Here is an 18,476-nt window from a genome sequence, read left to right as displayed (position 1 = left end):
CAAATCACTGTGGACGCGCTGGTTCAAAAAGGCAAGCGCATTCTGGTCTCGCTGGTCATGCAGCCCATCAGGGTGCCGGACCTCCACGCGATGCGTCTTTCGGCACCGATCCGTCCGCCCGCTGAGTGCGTGCTGATCTTCCTCGCCGGCATGGCCGACAACGTGCTGAAGCCGCTGATGCTGGCCGCGGGGTCGACGCGCCGATGCCCGTCATCCTGATCGGCGCGCTCGGCGGCATGGCCGCAGCGGGCATTCTCGGTATGTTCGTCGGCGCCACGCGGCTGGCGCTGGGCTATCAGATCTTCATGGGCTGGGTCGGGAACGGCCAGGACACGCGCGAGGAAGGACCATCCCCATGAGCCATCTGCTTTCGCCGGGTTGCCGCGCGTTCAGAGCGACCAGCTGGCCTGCAGCGACGGACGCTTCGAGAACTCGGCGAACCACTGGGCCACCGCGGCATGCCGCGTGCGCCAGTCGAAATCGCCGAAGCGCAGGTCGAGGTACCAGAGCGCGCAGGCCACGGCGAGGGTGCCGATGTCCACGCGCCCGGGTGCCAGCAGCGCGGGATTCGCGTTGAGGTGTGCCAGCGAGGTCTCGGCCTTGTCCAGCTGCGCGGCACGCCATTCGGGCCAGCGCAATGCCTCCGGCCGCGCCACGTCCTCGTAGCGCGCCAGCAGCGCCCCATCGAGGATTCCGTCCGCCAGCGACTGAAGGGTCAGCGCGTTCCAGCGCGCCGCCCCGCTGGCCGGGAAAAGCCGGCCGCCCGCCAGGCTGTCCAGGTACTCGCAGATCACCCGGCTGTCATACAGGACCTGGCCGTCGTCGGTGATGAAGGTGGGAACCTTGCCCAGGGGATTCCTGGCGATGATCTCCTGATCGCGCTGGACCGGGTTCGCGTTCGACGGCAGCAGCTGCACGCGCTCGCCGAGGCCGAGCTCGTGCGCCACCACCAGGCACTTGCGAACGTAGGGAGAGAAGGGAGAAAAATAGATCTTCATGGGCCGATGGATTCCGTCGTTGCGTGTTCAGGCGACTTGGCGAGATGCCGCCCGGCGATCCAGCCGAAGGTCAATGCCGGGCCCAGCGTGATGCCGGGCGCCGGGTACTCGCCGCCCATCACCGAGTGCATGTCGTTGCCCGCCATGTAGAGGCCGGGGATCGGCCGGCCTTCGGCGTCGAGCGCCTGGGCATTCTCGTTGCATGCGATGCCTGCCGCGGTTCCGATGTCGCCGGCCACCACCTTGACGGCGTAGAACGGCGCGCGCCGCAGCGGCCCCAGGCAGGCGTTGGGCTTCTGGTCGGGGTCGCCCAGATAGCGGTTGTATTCGGTGCTGCCCTTGCCGAAGTCCTCGTCCTTGCCGCTGGCGGCCTGCGCATTGAAGCGCGCGGCGGACGCCTCCAGGCGCGCGCCGTCGATGCCCAGCGATTCGCCGAGCGAGCCCAGGGTCGGTGCCTTGTGGAGGTAGCCGGCGCGGATCAGGTGCTCGCGCGGCCGGCCGCCCGGCAGCGCCAGGCCCATGCCCCACTTTTCCATGAAGTCGTGGTCGCAGACCAGGTACGCGGGCAAGGACGGCACGGTCTTGTGCGAGCGGTACATGGCACGCACGAACTCGTGATAGGACGTGGACTCGTTGACGAATCGCTCGCCGGCCTGGTTGACCGCCATCAGCCCCGGCTTGGCGCGGTCCCAGACCAGGTGCGGATAGCGCACCACGCTGCCGTCCGGCCGCTGCAGGATCGACACCGGCGCCCAGAAGGCCGGGTTCGAATGGCCGCTGCCCATCGCCGCGCCGGCGTCACGGGCAAGCGCAATGCCTTCGCCGCGATTGCCTTGCGGTGCCATCGACCAGTTCCCGGTCGGCTGTGGATACAGCTCGCTGCGCAGGGTCTCGCTCCATGGAAAACCGCCCGTGGCCACCACGACGCCGCGCCGCGCGCGCACTCGCACGGTCTTTCCGCCGCGCAGCAATGCGACCCCTGTCACGCGGCCGCCGGCCCGCTGCAGCTGCTGCAACGGCGCCTCGAGCCAGTAGTCGATGCGGCGGTCCAGGACGCTCTTGAAGAGCCGCGCGCCGAGTGCATTGCCGAGCACCAGGCGGGTGCCCCGGTGGTATCCGCGCAGCCGGTCGCTGAAGTAGCGCAGCACCAGCCTCACGCCCTCGCGCCACGCCGTGAACGACTTCGTCACCGCGAGCAGGTGCTTGGCGTCCGTCATCGTGATCATCATGCCGCCGAGCACCATGAACTCGGGCAAGGGATCGCGCAGTTCCTTGAAGTGCCGGCCCAACAGGCGGCCGTCGAACATCGCGGGATCCAGCGAGCGGCCGCCCAGCGCCGCGCCCTCGCGGTCGGGGTAGTAGTCCGGCGAGTAGCTGCGCGCCACGAGTTTCACTTCGGTGTTGCGCTCGAAGAAATCGACCATGCCGGCGCAGCTGCGCAGGAAGGCCTGCTGCATCGCGGCCGGCGCAGCGTCGCCCACGGTGCTGCGCATGTAGGCCCAGGCCTTGTCGAAAGTGTCCGGATGGCCGAGCTTCGCGGCTTGTGCATTGAGCGGCGCCCATACCGCGCCGCCCGACACCGCGGTCGATCCGCCGACGCGGTCGGTCTTCTCGGCGATGAGCACGCTCTGGCCCTCGATGCTGGCGGTCAGGGCCGCCGCCATGCCACCGGTCCCCGCGCCGATCACGACGACGTCGTACTCGGCATCCCACCTTTGTGCATTCATGCGCCGGATCCGCCCAGGGACTTGCCACCGTCGACGAAGAGCACCTGGCCGGTGATGAAGCCTGTCTGCGGCGACACGAGGAAGGACACTGCCTGCGCGATGTCCTCGGGCCGCCCGGCCTTGCCCGTGGGCTGCAGGGCCAGCTGGGCCTGCAGCCGCTCGGGCGTGAGCGCGCGCAGGATCGGCGTGTCGATCAGCCCCGGGGCAATGGCATTGACGAGAATGCCGCGCGGCGCCAGCTCCATGGCGCTGGCGCGGGTGTAGCCCACGACCGCGGCCTTCGAGGCGACATAGTGGGGATGGTTCCTGGCACCGAGGTAGGCGCGCGAGGCGATGTTCACGATGCGGCCGCCGTCTGGCATCGTCTTTGCGACCTCCTGCGTGAGCGTGGCGACGGCGATCAGGTTGACCTCGTAGGCGCGCCGGAAATCCGCATTGCTGACCTCGAGGAACTTGCGCTCGTCGAAGATGCCCGCGTTGTTCACAAGCGCCTGCACGGGCGGAAGCGAACGCACCAGGCCGCGCACGGCGTCCTCGTCGGTGAGGTCGAGCACGCGGCACTGCACATCGAGGCCGAGGCCGGCCAGGCGCTGCGTCTCGCGCTGCGCGAGCGCCTCGTCGCGATCGACCATCACCACGGAGAAGCCGTCGCGCGCCAGGCGCTCGACGGTGGCCAGGCCCATGCCGCCGGCACCGCCGGTGACCAGGGCAATCGGTTTCTTGCTGTTCATGGGGAAGGGTCCTGTGTCATGCGGAAAGAAAGCCGCCGTCGACCGGCAGCACCACGCCATTGACGTAGCTGGCCATCGGCGAACAGAGGAAGACGACCGGGCCGACGATCTCGTCGACCTCGCCGCCGCGCGCCATCGGCACCCGCTTCATGTACCAGTCGGTGCCGCCCGGGACGGCCAGCTGCGGCGCCACCATCTCGGTCAGCATCAGGCCCGGTGCCACGGCGTTGGCGCGGACGCCGAACGGTGCCAGTTCGCGTGCCAGCACCTGGGTCAGCGAGCGCACCGCTCCCTTCGATGCCACGTAGCCCGCCGACGAGATGCCGCTGACGAAGGCGACGATCGAAGACAGGTTGACGATGCATCCGCGGGTCTTCTTCAGGGCCGGGACGAAGGCGTGCGTGACATTGAAGAGCCCCTGCAGGTTGACCTCGATCAGCCGGTCCCAGACCTCCGTGGCTTGCGGATCGTCGATGCGCGACTTGCCCGAGATTCCGGCGTTGTTGACCAGCACGTCGATCGGACCGAAGCGTTCTTCCAGTGCCGTCGCGCAGGCCTGCACCGCGGCGCGGTCCGTGACGTCGATGGCGACGCTCCAGGCCTGCCCGCCGGTCCGGACGATCGACGCGGCGGTGGCCTCGGCGCGCCCGAGGTCGATGTCGGCCACGATGACGCGCGCGCCCTGCGCGGCGAAGCCGTTCGCGATCGCCGAGCCGAGGCCGCCACCGGCGCCGGTCACGAGCGCCAGCTTGTCTTTCAATAGATCCATTCGATTGCTCCTGGGAGTGGAAGGCGGTGTTTCAGACGCCGAGGTAGGCCTTGCGTACCGCGGGATCGCTGGCGAGCTGGGCGGACGGCCCCTCGAGCGTGATCTCGCCGTTCTCGAGGATGTAGGCGTGGCTGGCGACGGCCAGTGCCAGCCGCACGTCCTGCTCGACCAGCAGGATGGTCAGGCCCTGTTCGCGGTTGAGCCGCTGGATCGACTCGAAGATCTGCTCGACCAGCACGGGAGAAAGGCCCATCGACGGCTCGTCGAACATGATCATGCGCGGACGCGACATCAGCGCCCTGCCGATCGCGAGCATCTGCTGCTCGCCGCCGGACAGCGTCGCGGCGCGCTGGTCGATGCGTTCCTTCATGCGCGGAAACATCGCGAACACCCGGTCGAGGTCTTCGGCCATCTCGCGGCGGTTTCCGCGCAGGAAGGCGCCCAGCTCGAGGTTCTCGCGCACGCTCATCTCCTTGAAGACCTCGCGGCCCTCGGGCACCTGCACCAGGCCGCGCCGCACGATCTCGTCGGAAGGCAGCCGGTGGATGGCGGAGCCGGCGAATGTCACTTCGCCCGCACTCGGATGGATCAGGCGGGAGATGGCGTTGAGCGTGCTGCTCTTGCCGGCGCCGTTGCTGCCCAGCAGCGCCACGATGGCGCCTTGCGGCACGCTCAACGACACGTTCGACAGGGCCTGGATGGCCCCGTAGGAGGCGCTGATGCCACGCAGCGCCAGCAGGGGTTCGGTCACGGGGGTCTCAGGCATGCGCCGCTCCCTTGCCGAGGTAGGCTTCGATCACGGTCGGATCCTCGCTGATTTCCTTCGGCGTGCCCTCGGCGATCTTCTGGCCGAAGGACATCACGGTGATGCGGTTGGAGATCGACATCACCAGCTGCATCACGTGCTCGACCAGCAGCACGGTGATGCCGTCGCGCTGCGCGAGCTCGGTCAGCAGGCGGTCGAGGTTCTCGATGTCGCGGTTTCGCAGGCCGGCGGCAGGTTCGTCGAGCAGCAGCAGCCTCGGCTTCAACGCCAGTGCCCGGGCGATCTCGAGCAGCTTCTGGTGCCCGAAATCGAGCTCCTTGGCGCGCGTCTGGCGGTCGTGCGTGAGGCCCACGCGCTCGATCAGGCTGTCGACCAGGTCGCGGATCGCGCCACTGGGCCGGCGCAACAGCTGCCCGAGCGTGACGGCGCTGTGGGAATGGCATCCCAGCAGCACGTTCTCGTAGACGCTGAGATCGCCGAAGAGCTCGAGATTCTGGAAGCTGCGGGCCACGCCCATGCCCGCCATGCGGGTCGGCGGGTAGTGGGTCACGTCCTCGCCGTCGATCCGGATCCGCCCTTCGGTGGGCTGGTAGTAGCGCGAGATGCAATTGAAGGTGGTCGACTTGCCCGCACCATTGGGGCCGATCAGCGCATGGATGGCGCCGCGCTCGACCTGGAACGAGAGGCTGTTGACGGCCACCAGCCCGCCGAAGCGCACCGTGATGCCGGACACCTCGACGAAGGGATGGCCGCTCATGGCTGACCCCCCTTTACCGCCTGGCGCGCGAGGCGTCGATTGCGATCGGCGAACAGGCCCTTGGGCCGGAACATCATGAAGCCCATCAGGATCAGGCCATAAATGATTTCCTGCACCGACATCAGCTGGCGCAGCAGCTCGGAGATCAGTCCGAAGGCGATCGCGCCGGCCACCGCGCCGCGCACCGACCCCATGCCACCCACCACGACCATCGTCAGCACCAGGATGGTGGTCTGGAAGCCCAGGCTTTCGGGATGGATGAAGGAGGTGAACAGGGTGTACATGCCGCCCGCGATGCCGGCGAAGGCGGCCGAGATCGCGAAGGCGCTCTGCTTCATCGCCTTGACGTTGATGCCCATGGCCATCGCGGCCACGTCGCTCTCGCGCACGGCGCGCAGGGCCGAGCCATATTGCGATCGGGCCAGCGCCACGGTCAGCCACAGCATCAGCGCCGCCAGCACCATCACGAACGGATAGGCCTGCAGGTCGTTGGTCAGCTTGTAGCCGAAGAATTCGGCCGGCTGCATCTTCATGCCGTTGGAGCCGCCGGTGACGCCTTCCCAGCTCAGGAAGACCCATTGCATGGCCTCGCCGAAGGCGAAGGTCGCCAGGGCCAGGTAGATGTCGCGCATGCGAAGCGCCAGGTAGCCGATGAAGAAGCCCAAGACCGCCGACAGCAGGCCGCCCGCCAGGATGGACACGATGAAGGGCGGATGCCAGGCGGTGTTGATGAGCCCGGCGGTATAGATGCCGATGCCGTAGAAGGCGGCATGGGCCAGCGCGAACTGCCCGGCCTCGCCGATCACCACGTGCATGCCGAGCGCCAGCACCACGAAGACCATCAGCAGATTCACGACGTACAGCACGTAGCCCGACACGGTGAACGGCAGCACGATCAGGATCAGGGCGGCAGCCAGCAGCGCCCAGTGGTCGCGGGTCATGGATTTCATACTTTCTTGACTTGCGGCTTGCCGCCCAGGATGCCTTGGGGGCGCACGATCAGCGTGACCAGGATGGCCAGGAAGGGGGCCACCACGATCGCATTGGTCGAGATGAAGAGCCCCACCAGGTTCTCGACGATGCCGATGATCAGCCCGCCGAGCACGGCGCCGGGCAGGCTCGTGAAGCCGCCGACGATCGCGGCCGCGTAGGCCAGGATGGCGATGTGCGCGATGTCCGGCGTGATCAGCACCTTGGGCGTGATCAGCAGCGCGGCCAGCGCCGAGATGACGCCGGACATCGCCCAGACCATCATCCGGATGCGAGACAGGCGAATGCCCACGATCTGGGCGGCGCGCGGATTCATGCCGACCGCGCGCATGGCCTTGCCGATGCGGGTGTGGCTGAACATGAGGTAGATCAGCAGCATCACGACGACCGAACTGATGAAGATCGTGACGTCGAGCTTGGTCAGGAAGGCGTCGCCGATCATGACCGGGTCGTTGGGCACGATCGAAGGCAGCGAGCGCGGCGTGTCGCCCAGTCCCGTCTGCCGCACCAGGCCCTTGAGCGTGTAGGCCAGGCCGAGGGTGGCGATCACGAGCTGCGGGCCCACGCCCTTCGAATGCGTGACCCGCTCCATGACGACGCGCTGGAACAGTGCCGCGCCGGCAGCCACCGTGACCACGGTCAGCGGAATGACGACCGCGTACGGCAGGCCGGCGATCAGCAGCAGGCACAGGGCCACGTAGCCGGCGATCATGAAGATCTCGCCCTGCGCGAAGTTGGGCACGTCGGTGGTCTTGAAGATCGCGACGATGGCGATGGCCAGCAGGGCGTACACGCTGCCGGTCACCAGACCTGACAGCACACCCTGCTGCAGGAATAGCCAGATCTCGCTGAGGCTCATGGGGTGCGAGAGGCGCCCGCTCGCACGGGCGCCTCGTCTCCTTGGTGAATTACTTGGGCTGGTAGGTCCACAGGCTGCGATAGGCGCCCGGAACCGGGGTCATCTCGCTGCCGTCGAACTTCAGGTAGATCGCCGACTTCTGGCCCGCGTGGTCGGTGGGCGTGAGCTCGATCGGGCCCGCCATGACGTTCGATTCGAACTTGGTCTGCGACAGCGCCGTCAGGAACTTCTCGCGGGTCGGTTGCGGGCCGGCCGCCTTCAGGGCGTTGACCACCGTCATCGCCGACGGGATCCCGTAGGGCATGTAGGTCTGCGGGTAGCCGGGCTTGGCGGCGAGATCGGGATAGGACGCCTTGTACATGTCGTACACCCACTTGAGCTTGGGGCCGCCGGCCACGTCGGCCATGACTTCCTGGAGGTAGACGTTCTTGAACGCCTCCTTGTTGCCGACGTTCTCGACCAGTTGCTTGAGGTCGGCCGTGCCGTTGACCGCGATCACGATGGGCTTGGTCCAGCCCAGTTCCTGGGCCTTCTTCACCAGCAGGCTGACGGGCCTGGCGTAGGTGGTGATCAGCAGCACATCGGGATTGGCCGCGCGGATCTTCAGCATCGGGGCGGTGACGTCGGTCAGGTTCGGCGCCACCGACTGCACCTGCAGTTCGACGCCGATCTTCTTGGCCTGGAACTCGGCGGCCTCGAGGTTCCAGCCGCCGTAGGCGTCGTCGTGGTTGATGTAGCCGATCTTCTTGGCCTTCAGGTGCTCGGCGGCGAACTGCACCATCGAGCCGCCCACGGCGCGCTGCGAGATCGAGAAGGCACCGTAGATGTACTTGGACGGCGGATAGAGCGCGCCGTCGCCCGACGCATTGAGCATCACGAAGGGGATCTGCGAGCGCTCGACGTATTCGCGCGCACCGACCACGRCCGCGGAGCAGGAGCCGCCGTTGAGCGCGAAGACCTTGTCCTGCTCGGTCAGCTTCTTGACCGCGGCCAGCAGGTCGTTGGCGTTGCAGCGATCGTCCTCGATCACGAGTTCGATCTTGCGGCCATGGATGCCGCCTTCCTTGTTGACCTTCTCGTAGTACATCTTCGCCGCGTTCATGACGTCGAAGCCATAGGCCATCGAGTTGCCCGACAAGGGGCCGAAGAGGCCGATCTTGATGGTCTTGTCGGTCACGCCGGGTTCCTGCTGCGCGTGCGCGGCGCCGATGGCCAGGCTGCAGACGGCCAGCGCGGCGAGGGTCTTGAGTCGTTTCATGGTGTCTCCTTGGGATTGAATCTGCGAGTGGCTGGGTGTGCGTCTATTGCATGCGGTAGCCGCCGTTGACGTCGATGACATCGCCCGTGATGTAGGAGGCTGCCGGCGATACCAGGTAGCTGACCGCCGCGGCGACGTCGTCGACCGTGCCGACGCGGCCGAGCGGGATGTTCTGGGCGGCCGCGGCCAGCGCACCGCTGCTGGTGACGGTGCTGCGCAGCATGTCGGTATCGATCAGGCCGGGCGCGATGACGTTCGACGTGATGCCCAGATGCGCCGCTTCGCGTGCAAAGGCCTTGGCGTAGCCGTGCACGGCGGCCTTGGCGCCGATGTAGGCGGCGCTCGAACGGTAGCCGCCGAGCTGCGCGGCGACCGAGCCGAAGAACACGACACGCCCGTGTTCGACGTTCGCGACTTCGCGCCGGCGGAGGTACTCGCGGCTGCAGAGAAACGCGCCGCGGGTGTTGACCGCGAAACTGCGCTCCCATGTATCCATGGTCATGTCCTTGATGAGGGGGCGCTCGCCGCCTGGAAGGATCAGGATGCCGGCCACGCAAACCAGCACCGAGACCGCGCCGAGCGTCGACTCGACATCCTCGAACAAGGCCTGCACCGCCGCCTCGTCGGCCACATCGACGGCGCGGCTCACGTGCAGCGCCCCCAGGCTGCCGGCCACGCGATCGGCATTGGCGCGGTCGATGTCGGCCACCACCACCCGCATGCCCTCTGCCGCCAATCGGCGTGCAATGGCCTCGCCGATGCCCCGTCCCCCACCCGTCACCAACGCCCACCGGCCTTTGCTCGAACTGTCCGTCATGCCATTTCCAATCTTCAAAGTCGCGCTCCACCTGGCGCCTGCACGGAGTATGTATACATGATCGACCGTATACACCGGGGTTTACCCCAGTAATGTCGACTTTTTGCCGAACATGTATACTTGATCCGCGGCGGCCACAAGCCGCTCGAACTGGAGGCAAGCCGTTGGAAACACTGTCGCAACAGGTCACGGACACGCTACGCAACTGGGTGCTGCACGGCCGCTTCAAAGCAGGCGAACGCATCGAGGAGATCCCGACCGCGCTCGAGATGGGGGTCTCGAGGACCCCTGTGCGCGCCGCGCTCGCGGCCCTCGCCAACGAAGGGCTGATCGATCACCAGCCCAAGCGCGGCTACCTGGTGCGCGAGTTCGAACTGGAGACCATCGTGGCGGCGTACGAGGTGCGCGCTGCCCTCGAGGGTCTGGCCTGCAAGCGGGCGGCTGAACGCGGCCTCAGCGAGGCGCAGGCGCAGACGCTGCGGGAGTGCCTGTCCGACGGCGACAAGATCCTGTCGAAGGGCGTGCTATTGCCCGAGGACCACGAGCCGTACCAGAAGATCAACGTCACCCTGCACAACACGTTCCTGGAAGCCTCGTGCAATCCCTGGCTCGGCCGATTTGCCGAGCAGGCGCACAACATCCCCTATGCGTCGGACCGCCTCGTTCTGTGGGACGTCGAGCATGCGGTGATCCTGCGCTCGCACGGCGACCACCACCGCATCGTCGAGGCGGTGCTCGCCCGGGATTGCACGCGGGCCGAGCAGCTGATGCGCGAGCACGTGTACTACGCCGGCATCATCTTCAAGCAGAACTTCGAGCGATTGCTGAAGGGGACGTCCGGGCGTGCCTGATCCTCGGCTTCCCGGCAGCCACGAGCGCGAAGCGCGATCTGTGCGACGACTTCAGCCTTGTCGCGAGGCGTTGATCGCCTCGTCGAGCTGAAGAACAGCGGCGGCGTTGCCTGCCGTCGTGGCCAAGGTGTCGATCGCACCCGTGCGCAAGGCACCCACGATGGCCGTCACCTTGCTGGATTCTGCCGCGACGGCGATCACGTTCGGAATGCGCTGCAGATCGCTGCGGGTCAGGCCGATGACTCGCCCCTGCATCGGCGTCATCGCCGGCTCGCCGTGAATGTCGATGAAGTCGTAGCCCATCATGTCGCCCACGGTCCCGGCGCGCTTGGCTTCAGAGATCTCCTGCGGCGTAAACCACCCCATGCGCACCATGTTGCTGTCCACGCTCACGTCGCCGACGCCGATCAGCGCGATGTCGGCACGACGGGCCTTGTCCAGGGTGTGGCGCACGGTGTCGTTCTCGAGCAGCGCCTTGCGGATCAGCGGATCATCGACCAGGGCGGGCGCGTAGAGGGACTCGGACTCCCCACCGAAACGCGCGGCCAGGCGGCGCGCGATATGGTCCGCATTCATGGCCTCCCCGCCTCGATAGGAGCCCCCGATGGCGCTGACGAAGTTGCATTGCCGGCGGGTCGCCGACATCGAATGCTCGGACACCGAACTCACGTTGCGCCCCATTCCAACCGCGACGACGCTGCCATCCAGCAAGATGCGGTCGAGTTCGCTCGCCACCAGGCCCGCCAGCAGTTCGCGCTGCTTGTCCGCGTCCTTGTGATCGAGCGCGACCAGCGCCCGCCGAATTCCGAAGCGATCGATCAGCTGCTTTTCGAGATCGGCAGCGAAGGTGGGGTGCGGCCGGACGCGAATCTCGACCACGCCTTGCTCCTGCGCCCGGCGCAGCAAGCGGCCCACCGTTGCACGGGAGATGCCGAAATGCTTCGACAAGTCTTCCTGGGTGCGTCCGTCGATGTAGTACAGGGTCGCCAGCTTTGCCAGATCGCTTTCGGTCATGGATTCACGAGGATAGGGTGTCGTTCATTGAATTGTGTAGCCCCCGTCGATGATCAGGTTCTCGCCGGTCATCATGCCAGCATGTGCGCTGACCAGATACAGAATCGCCGCCGCGATCTCGGCCGGCTGCGCGAAACGGCCGATCGGGATCTTCTTCTTCATCGCCTCACCGACCTCGCCGGCCCACGCCTTCTTGCCGAGTTCGGTTTCGACGACGGTCGGAGAGACCGCATTCACGGTAATCCCCAGCGGCGCCCACTCGACGGCGAGCACCTGCGTCATCGAGACCATCGCCGCCTTGCTGGCGCAGTAGGCGACGTGGCGCTCCAGCGCGATCACGCTGGCCTGCGAGGCGAGGTTGACGATGCGGCCGCCGCCCTGCTTCTTCATCTGCGCAGCCACGGCCTGGGCGAGGAAGAACGGCGCCTTCAGGTTGATCGCCATGGTCTTGTCCCAGTCGGCCTCCGTGACCGCATCGGCGCGATCGAGCAGCGCCACGCCGGCGTTGTTGACCAGCATGTCGATACGCGCGAAGCGCTTGACGGCGCTGGCAACGGCAGCCTCGCGCTGGGCGAGGTCGGCCACGTTGCAGGCGATCCCGAGATGCTGGCCCGGCAGCCGCTGCGCCACCGCGGCGACCTGATCGCTCAGGTCGAGCAGCACCAGGCTGGCGCCCTTGGCGGCGAACAGCTCGGCAACCGCGAGACCGATGCCCGATGCGCCGCCGGTCACCAGCGCAACTTGTCCGGAGAGGTCAAACGCCTGATCGAAACCAAGAGACATGGCAACTCCCCCTTTACTTGCTGCGCTTGGCCAGCAGTGCGTCGGCGTTCTGCGTCGTGATCGGCGTCCACGGCACGTTGTACTGCCTGGCCGTGCCGTCGCCCCAGCTCAGGCCCGTGCCGGCGTATTCGGTCCACAGCGCAGCGCGTGGCTTGTAGCTCGGGCCTTCGATCTGTCGCAGCAGCACGTCGAGTCCGCCTTGCGCCTGACCTTGCGCATCTTGAAGAATGCTCACCATGTCACCGGATTTGACCGCCTTGATTGCATCGGTCACGCCGTCAATGCCCGCGACCGGGATGGATTTCGGCACCAGGCCCTTGGCCTTGACCGCCTCGATCGCACCGAGCGCCATCTCGTCGTTCTGGCCGATGATGCCGTTGATCTTTCCGGGATGTGCCGTGAGCCAGTTCTCCATCAGCGACAAGGCCTCGGCACGCGACCAGTTGGCCGTCTTCATTTCCAGCACCTTCACATCCTTGTACTTGGCGAGCGCGACCTGGTTGCCCTTGCGGCGCTCGATCTGCGCGGACTGCCCGATCGGGCCCTCGATGACCACCACGTTGCCCTTGCTGCCGATCGCCTTGATCACGGCCTCGGCTTCCATTTCACCCGCCACCGCATCGTCGGACCCGACGTACCCGGCGAGCTTGTTGCTGTTGACGCGGGTGTTGGACCCGACCACGGGGATCTTGGCCGCCGAAGCCTTCTCGACGGCCTCGGCGCCGGCCTGGATATCGATCGGCACGAAGAGAATGCCGTCGTACTTCTGCGTGACCATCGTGTCGAACTGGTTGTTCTGCGTCAGCGCATCGTACTTGCCGTCGAAGATCGTCAGCTTGACAGTGCCGTCCTTGACGGCTGGGTGGTCTTTCAGCGCATTCACCCAAAGCTGCATGAATTCGCCTTTGAGGCCATAGACGGCGGCGCCGATCTTGTAGGTCTTCTGTTGAGCCGCCGCGAACTGCGGGGCGGCAAGCGCGGCCACCGCGACGGTCAAGACGGCGAGTTTGAGGAATCGCATGGGGAATGTCTCCTTGGTTTGGATCAGTGATGGAGGAATGGACAGCAGGTCAAGCCTGCTTCTTGCGCGAGACATCGAGCAGCACTGCCGCAACGATGATTGCACCCTTGATGACCTGCTGGTAGTACGACGAAACGCCCAGCAGATCGAGACCGTTGTTGATGACGCCGATGATCAGCGCGCCGATCAGCGTGCCAGTCAGCGAGCCGACGCCCCCGCTCAACGAGGTTCCGCCGATCACCACCGCGGCGATCGCGTCGAGCTCGTAGGCCACGCCCGCCTGCGGCAGTGCCGAGGTGGTGCGCGCCGCCAGAATCAGGCCGGCCAGCGCCGACAGCACGCCCGAGATCACGTAGACCAGGAAGATCACGCGGACGGTGTTGATGCCGCTGGTCTTCGCGCTCTTCTCGTTGCCGCCGACCGCGTACACGGCGCGGCCGAAGGTCATGTACTTCAAGATGAACCAGAACACCAGGAACGTCGCGGCCAGGATGATCACCGGCACGGGAATGCCCGCCAGCATGCCCTGCCCGATGTAGCGGAACCCGGGCGACAGCGCCGCAATCGGCATGCCGTCGTTGTAGATGAAGGTCAGGCCGCGCGCCACGCTGAGCATGCCGAGCGTGACGACAAAGGGTGCCACGGACAGCCCTGCGATCAGCCCGCCGTTGACGGCGCCAAGGACGGCACCCACCGCCAGGCCGGCGAGGATGCCGACCATCGCGGGGTGGGCGGTCTCGCCGGTCACCAGGCTGGCCGCGACGATGCCCGAGACGGCGAGCAGCGAGCCGACCGAGAGGTCGATCCCCTTGGTCAGGATGACGTAGGTCATACCGATCGCAAGGATCCCGTTGATCGACGTCTGGCGCAGGATGTTGACCCAGTTGCCCCAGCTCAGAAAGTTCTCGTCGGCCACGCTGAGCGCGACGCAGAGCACAAGGAAGGCGAGGACGATGCCGTAGTCGGCAAGCAGATGGCGCCAGCGCAGCTGGGTGGTGGGCGCGGCGGCGGTGGTGGTGGGAGCGGCGTTCATGGCGTGGGTCCGGTCGAGGATGAAGAGAGTCTCGGGTCAAGACGCGAGGTGCAGGAGTTCCTCCTGCGTGGCGGAGTGGCCGTCGATCACGTCAGAGACACGGCCCTTGCGAAAGATGGCGATGCGGTCGCTCACGTCCAGCACTTCGGGCGCCTCGGACGACACCACGATCACCGCATTGCCCTGCTCGGCGAATGACGCCAGGAACGCGTACACCTCGCGTTTGGCACCTTCGTCGATGCCGCGCGTCGGCTCGTCGCACAGCAAGCACACCGGGTTGGTGGCCATGCAGCGCGCCAGCACCACTTTCTGCTGGTTGCCACCGCTCAACCCGGACACCGCCATGGCCGTGCTGGCCAGCTTGATCCGCATGCGTTGGACCATCTCGCTGACGAGCGAGCGTTCAGCCGCCCGGTCGACCACCGAAGCGCGCTGCAGCACGGGCAACGCGGCCAGGCTGGTGTTGAAACTGACCGACGAGCTGAGCACCAGGCCGGAGGCCTTGCGGTCCTCCGTGACGAGCGACAGCCCGGCCTTGATCGATGCAGCCGGATTTCCCTTGGGCAACAACTGYCCGCGAAGACTGGCCTCGCCGGTATCGGGGCGCGTCAGTCCGTAGAGGCAATTGAGAAATTCACTGCGACCCGACCCCATCAGGCCGTAGATGCCCAGGACTTCTCCGGGCGCCACATCGAGACTGATGTCGGCGAATTCGCCCTTGCGCGACAGATGCCTCACCGACACCAGGGCATCGCCGGTCGGCGCGGGCTTGCGCTTCTTGTCGGCGATGCGCACTTCCTGCCCGACGATCAGCTTGACGAGCTGGCGCCGGTCGATGTCGGCCAGCTTGCCGGCCTGGACGAAGCCGCCGTCACGGAATACCGTGTAGCTGTCGGCGATCGTGAAGATCTCGGAGAGCCGGTGCGAGACGTACAGGATGCCGGCGCCCTGCGCGGTGACGCTGCGGATCGCGTCGAACAGGATGTCGGTCTCGCTCTCCCCGATGGCCGACGTCGGCTCGTCCATGATGATGATGTCGCTGTCGCGGCTGAAGGCCTTGGCGATCTCGACCAGCTGAGTCTGCGCGAGACTCAGGCGCCCCATCAGGACGCGCGCATCGATATCGAAGCCCAACTTGCGCAGCAACGCGTTGGCCTGCGCGAACAACGCCGGGTAATTGATCACCAGCCCGGCACGCTTGGGCTCGCGGCCGAGGTAGATGTTCTCGGCCACCGTCATGCCCGGGATTGGCGACAGCTCCTGCGTGATGATCGAGATGCGATGCGCGATGGCCTCCTGCGGCGATGCGAAATCCACCGGCTGCCCTTTCACCGCGACCTCGCCGGCATCGCGCCGCAAGATGCCCATCACGATGTTCAGGAACGTGGACTTGCCTGCGCCATTACCGCCGCACAGCGCGTGAACGCTGCCGGCATGCAGTTCGAGGCAACCATTGCGCAGCGCCGGCACACCGCCGAAGCTCTTCGCAACGCCTTTGGCGGACAGCAACGGGATGTTCATGGCAGGTTCTCGCATCAAAAGGGCGAAGGGGCTTCACGCATCCGAGTCGCGGGCCGACGAGGCCTGCGAACGCTCGTATTCGGTGATCGCGTCGACCTTCAGGGCCGACTTGCCACCGTCGAAATTCGAGCCGATGAAACGATCGACGATCGCCTTGGCCAGTTCGGGGCCGATCACGCGTGAACCCAGCGTGACGATCTGGGCGTTGTTGCTGCGGCTGGCCCGCTCCGCCGAATAGGTGTCGTGGGCCTGTGCCGCCCGGATCCCTGCCACCTTGTTGGCGGAGATCGCCATGCCGATACCGGTTCCGCACAACAGTACCCCCCGTTCGTGCCGCCCCTGGACGATCGCCTCAGCCACGGCAATGCCAATGTCCGGATAGAGAACCGGCTGGTTGTCATGGGTTCCGAAGTCGACGACCTGGTGCCCCTGATCCAGCAAATGCTGCTTGACGACGTTCTTGAGGTCGCAAGCCGCCTCATCACAACCAATCGCAATGTTCATGATTTCCTCGGTGTATGGATGGCCCAGTGGGTGATCCAATGTTCATGCCATGAGCAAAAGTATCTTGGCGGCTCGCGCAAATGTCAAACCCATGATCCAGAGTCATCTTCAGAAAATGAAGATAAGTGATTGATTTATCTAGACTTCTTGAAATAGGCTGGGATTTACCCTTAGAAAAAAGCAACACGCTCTGGATTGACTCGCTGAAATTGCGTGATCACAATCGTCATAACATGATCATTTGATCAACCCTTGGCGATTGTGACCCACCCCCATTCGACGGAGACTTTTCATGACGATGAATCGCGTAATCAACAATCCGGACCTGGTGGTCGAGGACATGCTCCAAGGCTGGCTGATCGCGCACGCCGACACGGTGCGCGTCAGCGAGGGGAACGCCCGGGTGATTCACCGGCTCGGCGCACCGGAACGAGGCAAGGTCGGCATCGTGACCGGCGGCGGATCGGGCCACGAGCCGGCCTTCATCGGCTATGTCGGCGACGGGCTCTGCGACGCGGTCGCTGTCGGGGAAATCTTCTCGTCGCCCACCGCCAAGAGCTTCCTTGACGCCATGCGCGCCGCCGATGGCGGCGCCGGCGTGGCCTGCCTCTACGGCAACTACGCGGGCGACAACATGAACGTCAAGATGGCCATGCAGATGGCCGCGCGCGACGGCATCACGGTCAAGACGGTGGTGGCCAACGACGACGTGCCCTCGGCGCCGAAGGGCGACGAGGCCAAGCGGCGCGGCGTCGCCGGCGAGATCCTGATGTGGAAGGTGGGCGGCGCCAAAGCCGCCATGGGCTCCAGCCTCGACGAGGTGATCGCCGCCGCGCAGAAAGCCATCGCCAACACCCGCAGCATCGGCGTGGGCCTGTCGGCCTGCGTGATCCCGGCGGTCGGCAAGGCGAATTTCCACATCGCGCACGGCACGATGGAGGTCGGCATCGGCCATCACGGCGAGCCTGGCATCGACGTGCGGCGCACCGCCAGCGCAGCCGAGATGGCCGAGATGATGCTGGATGCCATCCTGCCCGACTTGCCCATCGTCGAAGGCGATCGCGTGGCCGTGTTGATCTCCGGCCTGGGCGCCACGCCGGTCATGGAGCAGTACATCCTCTACGGCGAGGTGGCCCGGAGGCTGGCCACGCGCGGCGTCACGGTCGCCTTCAACCGGGTGGGCAACCTGTTCACATCGCTGGAAATGTTCGGCGTGACGTTGACGCTGATGAGGCTGGACGACGAACTCGAGGCCTGCCTGAAGGCGCCTTGCCGGTCGGTGGGCATCACGGTGGAGGGCGTGCCCAGCACGCGCACCGATGCGAACCCGCAGATCCCCGCGATCGCGCCGCAGGCCGCGGCGGCGCCGTCAGGCGTGCGCGCCTCGGCCGTGCCGCGCACGGTCGAAGGCCCGGCCATCACGCTCGGCCAGGCAGGCGGCCTGGTGCGCGACCTGATTGCCACCATCGTCGAGCACCGCGAGTTCCTGAGCGAGATCGACGGACTGATCGGCGACGGCGACCACGGCATCAACATGGCCAAGGGCTTCTCGGGCTGCGGCGCGCGCCTGGACGCGATCGGAGAAGCCCGCGCCGCTTCGCTCCCAGCGGCGATGGCGCAGTTGTCGCAGGCATTGATGGATGACATCGGCGGATCCATGGGCCCGCTGTACGGCAGTTTCTTCCTCGGGTTCGTCAACACGTTGGAGCCCCACACGCAACTGGACGCCAAGCTGTTCGGCGAAGCCCTCGCCGCGGCGGTGGCCAACGTGCAAAGCATGGGCAATGCCCAGGTGGGCGACAAGTCCCTCATCGACACCCTGGTACCGGCGCGCGACGCCTTTGCCGAGGCGCTGAAAAGCGGAGCCGGCTTCTCCGGCGCACTGCAGGCGATGAGCGCTGCGGCCGAGGCCGGCAAGGACTCCACCAAGGATCTCCAGGCCCGCATCGGCCGCTCCGCCCGGCTGGGTCCGCGCTCCATCGGCGTGCTGGACGCCGGCGCCACCTCGTGCTGGCTGATCCTGCGCGCGATGGCGCAGTCCCTGCAGCGCCAACTCGCCTGAGTCTGCGCCGTCGCG

Annotated in this window: 20 protein-coding genes; 4 read left to right on the top strand and 16 right to left on the bottom strand. The window is 66.3% G+C overall.

Annotation, left to right across the window (positions count from 1 at the left end):
* Positions 1–9: 9 nt before the first annotated feature.
* Together AC1D2E_RS03490 and AC1D2E_RS03485 are read left to right on the top strand one after the other, a co-directional pair.
* The gene (locus tag AC1D2E_RS03490; RefSeq protein WP_478196111.1) at positions 10–219 is read left to right on the top strand and encodes a hypothetical protein; all 210 of its coding nucleotides are present in this window, start codon (positions 10–12) and stop codon (positions 217–219) included.
* On the top strand, positions 204–359 hold the full coding sequence (locus tag AC1D2E_RS03485; protein WP_478196110.1) for a hypothetical protein: 156 nt from the start codon (positions 204–206) through the stop codon (positions 357–359). Before AC1D2E_RS03490 ends, AC1D2E_RS03485 begins: the two co-directional genes overlap by 16 nt.
* Positions 360–389: 30 nt before the next feature.
* Here the strand turns inward: AC1D2E_RS03485 and AC1D2E_RS03480 are convergent, their stop codons facing one another.
* From AC1D2E_RS03480 to AC1D2E_RS03435, 10 genes are read right to left on the bottom strand one after another with little or no spacing between them, the layout of a single operon-like run.
* Positions 390–998 (bottom strand): glutathione S-transferase, encoded by a 609-nt coding sequence (locus tag AC1D2E_RS03480; RefSeq protein WP_478196109.1) that lies wholly within the window; start codon positions 996–998, stop codon positions 390–392.
* Positions 995–2,725: an FAD-dependent oxidoreductase gene (locus AC1D2E_RS03475; RefSeq protein ID WP_478196108.1), complete on the bottom strand. Its 1,731-nt coding sequence runs from the start codon at positions 2,723–2,725 to the stop codon at positions 995–997. Before AC1D2E_RS03475 ends, AC1D2E_RS03480 begins: the two co-directional genes overlap by 4 nt.
* Entirely contained in the window at positions 2,722–3,456 is a 735-nt protein-coding gene (locus AC1D2E_RS03470; protein ID WP_478196107.1) for an SDR family NAD(P)-dependent oxidoreductase, read from the bottom strand. Before AC1D2E_RS03470 ends, AC1D2E_RS03475 begins: the two co-directional genes overlap by 4 nt.
* Before the next feature lie 16 nt (positions 3,457–3,472).
* Complete coding sequence (locus AC1D2E_RS03465) at positions 3,473–4,225, bottom strand: SDR family NAD(P)-dependent oxidoreductase (protein WP_478196106.1); 753 nt, start codon at positions 4,223–4,225, stop codon at positions 3,473–3,475.
* Positions 4,226–4,256: 31 nt separating this feature from the next.
* On the bottom strand, positions 4,257–4,991 hold the full coding sequence (locus AC1D2E_RS03460) for an ABC transporter ATP-binding protein (protein ID WP_478196105.1): 735 nt from the start codon (positions 4,989–4,991) through the stop codon (positions 4,257–4,259).
* Positions 4,984–5,748, bottom strand: a complete 765-nt coding sequence (locus AC1D2E_RS03455; protein WP_478196104.1) for an ABC transporter ATP-binding protein — start codon at positions 5,746–5,748, stop codon at positions 4,984–4,986. The genes AC1D2E_RS03460 and AC1D2E_RS03455 overlap by 8 nt, the downstream gene beginning before the upstream one ends.
* A complete protein-coding gene (locus AC1D2E_RS03450; protein ID WP_478176698.1) occupies positions 5,745–6,689 on the bottom strand; it encodes a branched-chain amino acid ABC transporter permease in 945 nt (314 codons plus the stop codon). Before AC1D2E_RS03450 ends, AC1D2E_RS03455 begins: the two co-directional genes overlap by 4 nt.
* A gap of 5 nt (positions 6,690–6,694) precedes the next feature.
* Positions 6,695–7,597, bottom strand: coding sequence for a branched-chain amino acid ABC transporter permease (locus tag AC1D2E_RS03445; protein ID WP_478196103.1), 903 nt, complete (start codon positions 7,595–7,597; stop codon positions 6,695–6,697).
* Positions 7,598–7,646: 49 nt separating this feature from the next.
* Positions 7,647–8,855 carry an ABC transporter substrate-binding protein gene (locus AC1D2E_RS03440; protein ID WP_478196102.1) on the bottom strand — a complete coding sequence of 403 codons (1,209 nt, stop codon included), beginning with the start codon at positions 8,853–8,855 and terminating at the stop codon, positions 7,647–7,649.
* Positions 8,856–8,898: 43 nt separating this feature from the next.
* Positions 8,899–9,672 (bottom strand): SDR family NAD(P)-dependent oxidoreductase, encoded by a 774-nt coding sequence (locus tag AC1D2E_RS03435; protein ID WP_478196101.1) that lies wholly within the window; start codon positions 9,670–9,672, stop codon positions 8,899–8,901.
* 164 nt (positions 9,673–9,836) lie between these two features.
* On the opposite strand from AC1D2E_RS03435, the gene AC1D2E_RS03430 reads away from it, so the two are divergent.
* The gene (locus AC1D2E_RS03430; RefSeq protein ID WP_478176702.1) at positions 9,837–10,523 is read left to right on the top strand and encodes a GntR family transcriptional regulator; all 687 of its coding nucleotides are present in this window, start codon (positions 9,837–9,839) and stop codon (positions 10,521–10,523) included.
* A gap of 51 nt (positions 10,524–10,574) precedes the next feature.
* Here AC1D2E_RS03430 and AC1D2E_RS03425 read toward each other — a convergent pair whose 3' ends face one another.
* The 6 genes from AC1D2E_RS03425 to rpiB are packed head-to-tail and all read right to left on the bottom strand — an operon-like array spanning position 10,575 to position 16,399.
* Positions 10,575–11,537, bottom strand: coding sequence for a sugar-binding transcriptional regulator (locus AC1D2E_RS03425; protein WP_478196100.1), 963 nt, complete (start codon positions 11,535–11,537; stop codon positions 10,575–10,577).
* A 24-nt stretch (positions 11,538–11,561) separates the two neighbouring features.
* Complete coding sequence (locus tag AC1D2E_RS03420; RefSeq protein ID WP_478196099.1) at positions 11,562–12,320, bottom strand: SDR family oxidoreductase; 759 nt, start codon at positions 12,318–12,320, stop codon at positions 11,562–11,564.
* A gap of 13 nt (positions 12,321–12,333) precedes the next feature.
* Positions 12,334–13,365, bottom strand: a complete 1,032-nt coding sequence (locus AC1D2E_RS03415; protein WP_478176711.1) for a substrate-binding domain-containing protein — start codon at positions 13,363–13,365, stop codon at positions 12,334–12,336.
* A gap of 25 nt (positions 13,366–13,390) precedes the next feature.
* A complete protein-coding gene (locus AC1D2E_RS03410; RefSeq protein WP_478196098.1) occupies positions 13,391–14,374 on the bottom strand; it encodes an ABC transporter permease in 984 nt (327 codons plus the stop codon).
* Positions 14,375–14,410: 36 nt separating this feature from the next.
* Positions 14,411–15,895 carry a sugar ABC transporter ATP-binding protein gene (locus AC1D2E_RS03405; protein WP_478196097.1) on the bottom strand — a complete coding sequence of 495 codons (1,485 nt, stop codon included), beginning with the start codon at positions 15,893–15,895 and terminating at the stop codon, positions 14,411–14,413.
* Between the two features lie 33 nt (positions 15,896–15,928).
* On the bottom strand, positions 15,929–16,399 hold the full coding sequence (gene rpiB / locus AC1D2E_RS03400) for a ribose 5-phosphate isomerase B (RefSeq protein WP_478196096.1): 471 nt from the start codon (positions 16,397–16,399) through the stop codon (positions 15,929–15,931).
* A gap of 292 nt (positions 16,400–16,691) precedes the next feature.
* On the opposite strand from rpiB, the gene dhaL reads away from it, so the two are divergent.
* Positions 16,692–18,461: a dihydroxyacetone kinase subunit DhaL gene (dhaL, locus tag AC1D2E_RS03395; RefSeq protein WP_478196095.1), complete on the top strand. Its 1,770-nt coding sequence runs from the start codon at positions 16,692–16,694 to the stop codon at positions 18,459–18,461.
* Positions 18,462–18,476 lie beyond the last annotated feature (15 nt).

This window comes from Variovorax sp. P1_H2 (assembly GCF_056405295.1).
The sequence above is the reverse complement of the archived record's forward strand: the minus strand, read 5'-3'. Positions and strand labels throughout refer to the sequence as shown.